General features: G+C 68.4%; 9 protein-coding genes. 7 read left to right on the forward strand and 2 right to left on the reverse strand.

Going from position 1 to position 8,854, the window contains the following annotated elements; translation table 11 throughout:
• The 6 genes from D477_RS22870 to D477_RS19320 all read left to right on the forward strand — a co-directional run.
• Positions 1–546, forward strand: a 546-nt coding sequence (locus D477_RS22870) for a hypothetical protein (RefSeq protein ID WP_005274086.1), incomplete at its 5' end; no start/stop codon positions are given.
• A 52-nt stretch (positions 547–598) separates the two neighbouring features.
• A complete protein-coding gene (locus D477_RS19300) occupies positions 599–1,429 on the forward strand; it encodes a hydroxymethylpyrimidine/phosphomethylpyrimidine kinase (RefSeq protein WP_005274089.1) in 831 nt (276 codons plus the stop codon).
• A 297-nt stretch (positions 1,430–1,726) separates the two neighbouring features.
• On the forward strand, positions 1,727–2,206 hold the full coding sequence (locus D477_RS19305) for a transporter substrate-binding domain-containing protein (protein WP_005274092.1): 480 nt from the start codon (positions 1,727–1,729) through the stop codon (positions 2,204–2,206).
• Entirely contained in the window at positions 2,203–3,195 is a 993-nt protein-coding gene (locus tag D477_RS19310; RefSeq protein ID WP_005274095.1) for a cation diffusion facilitator family transporter, read from the forward strand. The genes D477_RS19305 and D477_RS19310 overlap by 4 nt, the downstream gene beginning before the upstream one ends.
• Before the next feature lie 126 nt (positions 3,196–3,321).
• A complete protein-coding gene (locus D477_RS19315; protein WP_005274098.1) occupies positions 3,322–4,548 on the forward strand; it encodes an MFS transporter in 1,227 nt (408 codons plus the stop codon).
• Positions 4,549–4,709: 161 nt separating this feature from the next.
• Positions 4,710–4,916 carry a hypothetical protein gene (locus D477_RS19320; protein WP_005274101.1) on the forward strand — a complete coding sequence of 69 codons (207 nt, stop codon included), beginning with the start codon at positions 4,710–4,712 and terminating at the stop codon, positions 4,914–4,916.
• Between the two features lie 184 nt (positions 4,917–5,100).
• Here D477_RS19320 and D477_RS19325 read toward each other — a convergent pair whose 3' ends face one another.
• Both D477_RS19325 and D477_RS19330 read right to left on the reverse strand, forming a co-directional pair.
• Complete coding sequence (locus tag D477_RS19325; protein ID WP_005274103.1) at positions 5,101–6,411, reverse strand: Y-family DNA polymerase; 1,311 nt, start codon at positions 6,409–6,411, stop codon at positions 5,101–5,103.
• Positions 6,404–6,820, reverse strand: a complete 417-nt coding sequence (locus tag D477_RS19330; protein WP_005274106.1) for a LexA family protein — start codon at positions 6,818–6,820, stop codon at positions 6,404–6,406. The genes D477_RS19325 and D477_RS19330 overlap by 8 nt, the downstream gene beginning before the upstream one ends.
• Positions 6,821–8,100: 1,280 nt before the next feature.
• On the opposite strand from D477_RS19330, the gene D477_RS19335 reads away from it, so the two are divergent.
• On the forward strand, positions 8,101–8,854 hold a 754-nt coding region (locus tag D477_RS19335; protein ID WP_005274110.1), incomplete at its 3' end, for a DUF222 domain-containing protein.

An 8,854-nucleotide genomic window follows, 5' to 3' on the forward strand; every position in this document is an offset into this window, starting at 1 on the left:
GGCATGCCGCCCGACGCGCTGGACGGCCTCCTCGAACAGGGCCCGCGCCCGGCGGCGGAGACGAGCCAGGCCGGCAATCCGCCGGCCGATCCGGATGAGGAGTTCGCCGACGAGCTGCTCGGCGCCCGCAACCCGCGCCACAAGGTCACCTTCGGGCCACTGGCCTTCTTCGCCGGCTTCCTCGCCACCATCGCCACCTTCTCGCTCGCGGTCATGATGATCTCGGTGATCGGCGGGACGTTCAGCTGGCGCCACGTCTGGCCGACCTTTGGCATGGCCGTGGTGGTGCTGCTCTACGCCGGCGCCATCGGGCTGGTCATCGGCGCGCCGATCGCCTTCCTGCTGGGCCTGGCGCTCCGGCCGGTCCGGAACCAGGGGCTGCATGTGCTGGCCTTCTTCATCGTCATCACCGCCGTGGCCTGGCTGATCTTCAGCGTGATGTACGGCGGCGCGGCGCTGGAAACCCTCTGGCTGGCCGGCCTGATCGGGGCCTGCGCCGCGGTTGGACGGGCCGCGGTCTGGAAACTGATGGACGTCCGGGACTGACCCCGGCCCGGGCCGTTTCGGTCCGGCCCGCCCCATTGTGGAAAATGGAGGCATGTCATTTTCCGCTGAAGCCACAGCCACACGTCCCGCTGTCACCCTGACCATCGCCGGCTCGGAAGCCACCGGCGGCGCGGGCGCCCAAGCCGACCTCAAGACCTTCCAGGAACTGGGAACCTACGGCATCACGGCACTGACCTGCATCGTCGCCTTCAACCCGAACGACAACTGGAACCACCGCTTCACCCCGGTCGACCCGCAGGTCATCGCGGACCAGCTCGAGGCCATCCAGGCCTGCTACGCCGGCAGCCTCGACACCGTCAAGATCGGCATGCTCGGCTCGCCCGCCACCATCAAGACCGTCTCCGCCGCGCTGAAGTCGCAGGACTGGAAGAACGTAGTGCTGGACCCGGTCCTGATCTGCAAGGGCCAGGAGCCCGGCCACGCGCTGGACACCGACCAGGCACTCAAGGCCGACGTCCTGCCGCTGGCCACGTTCGTCACGCCGAACCATTTCGAGTCCGAGTCCCTCTCCGGCATCACCATCAACAACGTGGAGGACCTGAAGGAAGCCGCGCGGCTCATCCACCGGGCCTCCGGCGCCGTGGTGCTGGCCAAGGGCGGTGTCCGGCTCGACGGCCCCGACGCCGTGGATGTCTATTTCGACGGCGAAACCCTCGAGGTCCTCAGCGCGCCCAAGGTCGGCGAAGTGGCCGTCTCCGGCGCCGGCTGCTCCCTCGCCGCCGCCATCACGGCCGAGCTCGCCAAGGGCGCGGCACCGCTGGAGGCCGCAAGGACGGCCAAGGCCTTCGTGACCGAGGGCATCAAGGCCCGCGTCTCCTCCAACGCGCCGTTCGATGCGCTCTGGCAGGGCTTCGCCAACTAGGCCCTACCCACCCCCTTCCCAAGTCCGACGGCGGCATCCACCTTAGGTGCCGCCGTCGGACTTTCCGGGCCCCATTTCCCGTACCGCCGCCGAAACCGCCCCCGCCCGCTCCACCGCCGCCGACACTGCCCCGCCCGCTCCACCGCCGCCGAATCTGCCCAACTTTAAGCTGCAAGTTCTATAAACCCGCAGGCCAAGACGTTGGTTGAAGGGTAAAGAAGGGCAGCCAGGGTCAATGATGGACAGCCAAGTCCGCCCCGCCATGAAAAAGTCAGCATGCTTAGCTATGGTCAGGTTATGCGCAAGAAACTCTTACTTCTGGCAGCGGTACTGCTCCTGCCGCTGCTGGCCGGCTGCGGCCTGAAGATTCCCGCGGACCCGGACGGCACGCTGGAGCGGGTGGCGGGCGGAACCCTGAAGGCGGGCATCTCCTACAATCCGTCGTGGACGGAGGCCGGCAGCGGCGGGGACCCTGCGGGCACCGAGGTGCAGCTGGTCCGGCAGTTCGCGGCGGAGCAGAATGCCAGCGTGGAGTGGGTTTCCGGCGGCGAATCTGACCTGATCAGGCAGCTGGAACGCGGCGAGCTGGACCTGGTGGTCGGTGGCCTGACCAAGGATTCGCCGTGGTCCAAGCACGCGGCGCTGACCCAGCCGTACCTGGAAACTACCAATGCGCAGGGCGACAAGGAGCAGCACGTCATGGCCGCCCCGATGGGCGAGAACGCGTTCCTGTTTGAACTCGAGAAATTCCTGCTGAACCTGGAGGCCCTGAAGTGACCGCGCGTTTTGGCCGGGCCGAGCTGCCCGAGGACCTGGAACGGGTGCTGCACAAGGCCGTCCGCATCCAGTGGATCACCATCGGCGCCCTCGCCGTCACCGTCACTATGGTGTTCCTGGCCATGGGGAACTCGCAGGCAATGAAGGCGGCCTGGATCGAGGACATGCTGTCCTTCGCACCGCCGATCGCCTTCCTGGTCGCCGTGCGGATGGTCAATAAGCCGCCGTCGGAAGGCTATCCATACGGCTACCACCGCGCCACCGGCGTGGGCCACCTGGTCGCCGCGGTGGCCCTCTGCGCCATGGGATTGTTCCTGCTGATCGACTCCGGCATGGGCCTGCTCAAGGGCGAGCACCCGCCGATCGGGTCCGTGCAGCTGTTCGGCCAGACGATCTGGCTCGGCTGGATCATGATGGCGGTCATGGCCGTCACGTCGATCCCGCCGGTCATCCTCGGCCGGATCAAGATCAAGCTGGCCAAGGAGCTGCACAACAAGGTGCTCTACGCCGATGCGGACATGAACAAGGCGGACTGGATGACCGCCGTCGGCACCATCCTTGGCGTGGCGGGCATCGGCATCGGGCTGTGGTGGGCTGACGCCGCCGCCGCGCTGTTCATCGCGGCCAGCATTCTGCGCGACGGCTACAAGAACATGCGCGGTGCGATCACGGACCTGATGGACACCCGGGCCATGACGTTTGACGACCGCGAGCCCCATCCGCTGATCGGAAAGATCAACGAGCACCTCCGCAGCTTGCCCTGGGTGAAGGAGGCCGGCTCACGGGTTCGGGACCAGGGCCACGTCTTCCATGTCGAGGCGTTCGTGGTGCCGCGCGGACCCATGCCGCCGCTGGAGGCCTTCGAGGAAGCCCGGGACGGCTGCATCGACTTGGATTGGAAGGTCCAGGACGTCGTGGTGGTCCCGGTTCCGGAGCTTCCCACGGAGGCGGGCGGGCAGCGGCAGCACCAGTCCGAACGCAACCTCTGAGCCTGCACCGCTAACGACGCCGGAACCCGGCTTGGGTGCCTGCCGTCACAGTATGGGCTTGATGCCACCTTTCCCGCACGCGCGGATAATCTGGACGCCAGGCAATCCCAAGGTGGTTGGACAGAAGTGGCAACAGCAGCAGTGACCCGGCAGCGCGTGGACGCGGCTTGGATCGTCGTCGTTCTGGCCGGCATCACTGCCGCGATGCACATTTGGAAACTGCCGGCGGCCATCCCGCTGATCCAGGCCGAACTTGGCCTCTCGCTCGTCCAGGCGGGCGTGCTGCTCGGCTTGGTCCAGGTGGCCGGCATGGCGGGCGGCCTCGCCGTATCCCTGCTGGCCGAGACGATCGGCTCCCGCCGCTGCCTGTTGATCGGGTTGTGGCTGCTGTTTGCCGGGTCGATCATCGGCGGATTTGCCACCGGTGCGAGCCTGCTGATGGCCAGCCGGGCGCTGGAAGGCGCCGGCTTCCTGCTGGCCACGGTCGTCGCGCCGGGGCTGATCCGCGCCAACACGCCGCTGCGCAGGGTCAATACCGCCGTCGGCTTCTGGAGCGCGTACCAGGGCTGCGCCACATTCATTGGCCTGGTGGCCAGCGCGCTGGTGCTGCAGGTCGCCGGCTGGCAGACCTGGTGGTGGATCATGGCCGCCCTGACGCTGGTGCCGGTCCCGCTGGTGCTCGCCTTCGTTCCGAAGGACCCCGCCGGCGACGACAGCGGCCTGCCCGCGGCCGCCCGGCGAATCGGCGTGACCGTGCGCTCGGCCAAGCCCTGGATCGCCGGACTGGTCTTCGCCTGCTACACCGTGCAGTGGATGGCCGTCGTCGGCTTCCTGCCCACAATCTACGAGCAGAACGGCGTCACCGGCATCTGGCCCGGCATCCTCAGCGCCGTCGTCGGCGGCCTGAACGCCGTCGGCGCGGTTGCCACCGCTCCCCTGCTCCAGCGCGGCGCCACACCACGCCGGCTGCTCATCCCCACCTTCATCCTGATGGGGACGACGTCGCTGCTCACCTTCGCCGTGGACTGGAGCTCCGTGGCGGGCGGCGCCGCCATCCAGTTCGCCTGCGTCGCGGCCTTCTCCATGACCGGCGCCGTCATCCCGGCAACCCTGACGCGGCTGGCCGTGGACCTCGCCCCGCCCGGCGGCTCCGCCCCGGCCGCCATGGGGCTCATGCAGCAGATCTTCAACGTCGGCAACTTCACCGGTCCCACCATCGCCGCCTGGCTCGCCACCATCGCCGGAGGCTGGAACTCCACCTGGTGGATGACCTGCACCTTCGCCGCGCTCGGCATTGCCCTCAGCCTCTATCTGAGCCGCCGGCGCCTCGGCCTGGACTTCGCCCACCGCTGACCGCCCGCACTGCTCAGCCACTCCGCCGAGGGCATCTGCCACCGAGCCCTGCGGACATCGCCCACCCCATGGGCAGCACCGTGTCCGGCGCGTAGGGTGGAATTACGGCGCGGCCCGCCGGCCGCGTCCGGGCAGATCCCGCAACTCGAGAAGGAGGACGCATGGCCGCCCACGAGAAGCTGCACCCCGAGAACCCGAACGAGCCGAACCTGGCCGACGAAGCGACGTCCGGCACCGACGACGTGCAGGAAGACAACATCCCGGTCCAGGGTGACGAGGCGGAGGCCAACGAGCTGGCCAAGAAGGCCTACGGAGACAAGGACCGCGACGGCGAGGGCGACGTTCCGCACGTCTCCTTCCCCGGCTAGCACCAGGACCCTGACGACGGCGGCGCCTGCCTGGGCGCCGCCGTCGTTCTTTAAATCCATTGGCCTGTAGTGGCCGCTTTCGGCCCGCAAAACGCCGCAAAGCAGCCACTACGGGCCAACGGTTGAGGCGAACACAGCGGGAGCTTCGAGCAACGCTGCCGGTGAGCCTGCTCGCCGGTGGCGGCTACGCCCGCACCACCGGCAGGTCCTTCCACTCGGTCGTGTACCTCGGCGAGGAGAACTCGCGCTTCATGGACCACGCCGCCGGCGCCGCCAGCCCGCCCTGCCCCAGTCCGATTGCGGCCTCGCCGAACTTCGCCCGCACGCTGCCCAGCAGGTCTCCGATGTGCCGCTGGTCCAGGTCGCTCACGAACGGATCGAAGGCCTCCTGCGCGTCGGCCGGCTCCAGCCCGGTGAACAGCACGCCGGCGCGCACGTACTTCTGCCCCGCTTCGAAGACACCCCGCATGGCACCGACGGCCGCCCGGGTCAGCTGGATCGGATCCTGCGTGGGCGCCGGCAGCTGCACACTCGCAGACGGGAAGGACGCCGCCCCGCCGGCAAAGCGGCTGGTCCCGGCGGTCACGGTCAGCACCGAGGCGCGCAGCCCGTCCTCCGCCATCCGGGCCGCGGCCCGCTGGGCATAAACGGCCATCACCTGGTCCATCTCCTCCGCGGTGGTGACCGGGGACGAGAAGCTGCGCGAGAAGATGATCTGCTGTTTGTCCGCATGCTCATCAATCGGCGGGATGCAGGCGGTGCCGTTCAACTCCAGCACTGTCCGCTGCAGCACCACGGAAAACCGCTTGCGGATCATCAGCGGGTCCGCCGCCTTCAGGTCAGCGATCGTTTCGATCCCAAGCGCGGCCAGCCGCTGCCCAGTCTTCCGCCCCACGCCCCACAGCCCCGTGGCGGGCACGCGCGACTGGATCCGCTCAATGTCGCCGGCAGGCATCGAATCCAGCGAGCAGACGCCGCCCATCCCAGGGTTGCGCTTGGCGATGTGGTTGGCAAACTTGGCCAGCGTCTTCGTTGGCGCCACCCCTACACAGACCGGCACGCCCACACGCCGGCCCACCGCCGTGCGGATCGCCCCCGCCGTCGTGCGCAGCTGCGCCTCGCTGCCAGGCAGGCCCAGGAAGCACTCGTCGATCGAGTAGACCTCCTGCCAGACGCCGAACCGGCCAAGCAGCTCCATAACCCGCGAGCTCAGGTCCCCGTACAACTCGTAATTGCTCGAGCGGGCCACCAGCCCCCAGCGCCGCGCCAGCGGCTCCACCTGGAACCACGGCACCCCGGTGGCGATGCCCAGCGACTTCGCTTCCTGCGACCGCGCCACCACGCAGCCGTCATTATTGGAAAGTACGACGACGGGGCGGCCTTCCAGCCGAGGGTCAAAGACCCGTTCGCAGGAGACATAGAAATTATTGACGTCCACCAGCGCGATCCGCGCGGCGCCGCCGGACGTCTCGCCGGAAGCCGTGCCGCTAGACATGGTGCAGGCAGCGGGTGACGACGCCCCAGATGCTCAGGTCCGCAAGCTCCGGCACCTCGGTAGGGACACCGCCGTCGTCCGTTTGCAGCCGAACCATGCCATGTTCCAGCCGCAGCCGGCGCACCGCCAGCTCGCCGTCCAGCGCCGCGATCACCACTGACCCGTCCCGCGGCGTCAACGCACGGTCGACGATCAGCTCGTCCCCGTCGCTGATCCCGGCGGCGGCCATCGAATTGCCGGACACCCGCATGATGAAGGTGCTGGTGCGGTCCCTAATAAGGTGCCGGTTCAGGTCGATTCCGCCATGGAAGTAGTCGCGCGCCGGCGAGGGAAACCCGCTGGCCTGCGCCGAGGCTCCGAGTCCGTCCGGAGGCGGAGCCGCGTAAAACAGCCCGTCCGGTTCCCCCACGTCGGCCACCTCCTTCGAACACACTTTCGACCAATTTCGAGGATACCACCGGGGGCGGACGTTTTGCCGCCGAGGGCGAGGTCCTCCGGGAACGGGACAATCTCCGCCTCGAACTGGAACACCTGGACCGGACGCGCTGCCTGCAGGTGCTGGCCGCAGCTACCCAAGCGCGATAAGCAGCTTCAATCAGGCTGCGACCCAACACCAGGTGGCTGACTGGATATTCATCTGGGGTGGGCCATGACTCCCTTCCGCACGGTTGCCTGGATAGCGGCAGCCAAATGTCTCTCTCACCGTGTTGCCGATAGCGTTACACCTAGCCTGTGAAGACGCACGTAAGCCTCATTCACCCCACTTTCCCCTACCCCCCGGAATGCGCTCCCGAATATTGTCAGAGCCAGCTCATAGTGTTGCTGTATGGAGGACTTCGGGAAGCAGCGGTCGGGTGAGCGGCACATGGATGCCGCCTCCTCGGCTGCCTTCCGCGGGTCTTCTTCTGTTTTTGAGTTCCACCTGCATAGGGCATTGATGGAGCAGTGCCTCCAGCAGATGTATCCGGACCAGGTCGCGAGTGCCGGGCGCACCGTTCACGTTGTCGAAGATCCTCGGGTCGGCACCGTTCATCTCTCGATCCCCGAAACCATCGACTGGACCCACCCCATAGCGAAGGATGATCCGGCCCCGGCCCCTGCGGAGGAGCCTACAGGCGATGCCGCAGCCGCTGGATGGCCGGATCCTGTGCCTGCCGCCAATTCTGACATGCCTGTCGCTGATGCCGCCGAGGTGGCGACGCCGGCACCCGGCGCTGCCACGGATCCTGCCACCCGTTCTGGGCCCGCAGAGCCAGTCGAGCCGGCCGAGCTTGACACCGTCGCCGAGCCTGAAGACCCGGTAGAGCCTGTTGAGGAGGGCGCCGGGCCGGTTGATGGGAGGAAGGGTCCGTCCCGGCGGCGGGTGGTGGATGAGTTGCCGGATTGGGCGTTGTCGCCGGCGCAGCGGGCGAAGCGGGAGAAGGCCAGGGAGGCGGCGCGGGCGGCGGCCGGGCCGCGGGTGCCGGAGCTGGTGGAGCATGGGCCGGTGGAGTGGCATGAGGCGTGGCGGGAGATTGAGCCGACGGACCTGATGGTCATCCTGGCGCGGGTGGATCTGGCCCGGTTGGATGCCGCCGCGGTGCTGGATTATGTTGCCGCGTCGGAGAAGGTCACGGCGTATTGGCAGGCGCAGCGGATCCAGGGTTTGGGCGAGTACGCGGCCCGGCGCACGGAGCGGGGTTTGCGGAGATGGGCCCGGACGGGTATGCCCGGGACGCGGTGCGCGAGGTCGCCTGGCACCTGCACCAGTCCCGCCAGAGCGTGGCCGCGCAGCTGGCCGAGGCGAACCATCTGTGCCGGTACTTCCCGAACACGCTGGCCGCGATGCGCGAGGGCCGGATCGATGCCGGCCGGGTCCAGGCGATCCTGTACGGGTCGCGGGACCTGCCCGTTGCGGTGCTGCCCGAGTATGAGGCGGCCGTGCTGCCGGGGGCGGAGAACGTCACCCGGGAGACCCTGCAGGGGTGGGTGCGGGAGGCCAGGCAGCGGCTGCACCCGCAGACCCTGGACGAACGCCACGATCAGGCGATGGAGCACCGCGGTGTCTGGTTTAGGCCGCAGGAGGACGGGATGGCCGAACTGACCATCCACGGCCCGGCCGACACCCTGCTGGCCGTGCACAACCTCGTGCAGGAATGGGCGAAGCATTTGAAGACCCGCGACGGGGAAACCCGCACCCTGGCCCAGCTGCGCGCCGACGCTTTCGCCGACCTCTGCCTCCAATCCCATGCCAACGGCGCCGCCGCTTCAACCGGCGGCGCCGCCACAACGCACGGCGAAGACGCCGATGGCAACGGCACCGGGCAGCCCGCGGGTTTGGCCGGTGGGGGGTTGACGGGTGAGGTGTGGGGCGGCGGGAACGTCAAGGCGTTCGTGTCGGTCACGATCCCGCTGGCCACCGCCGCCGGCGGCGACGAACCCGGCGAACTCGACGGGTACGGGA

Origin of the sequence: Arthrobacter crystallopoietes BAB-32 (assembly GCF_000328305.2) — a bacterium.
GTDB lineage: Bacteria > Actinomycetota > Actinomycetes > Actinomycetales > Micrococcaceae > Crystallibacter > Crystallibacter crystallopoietes_A.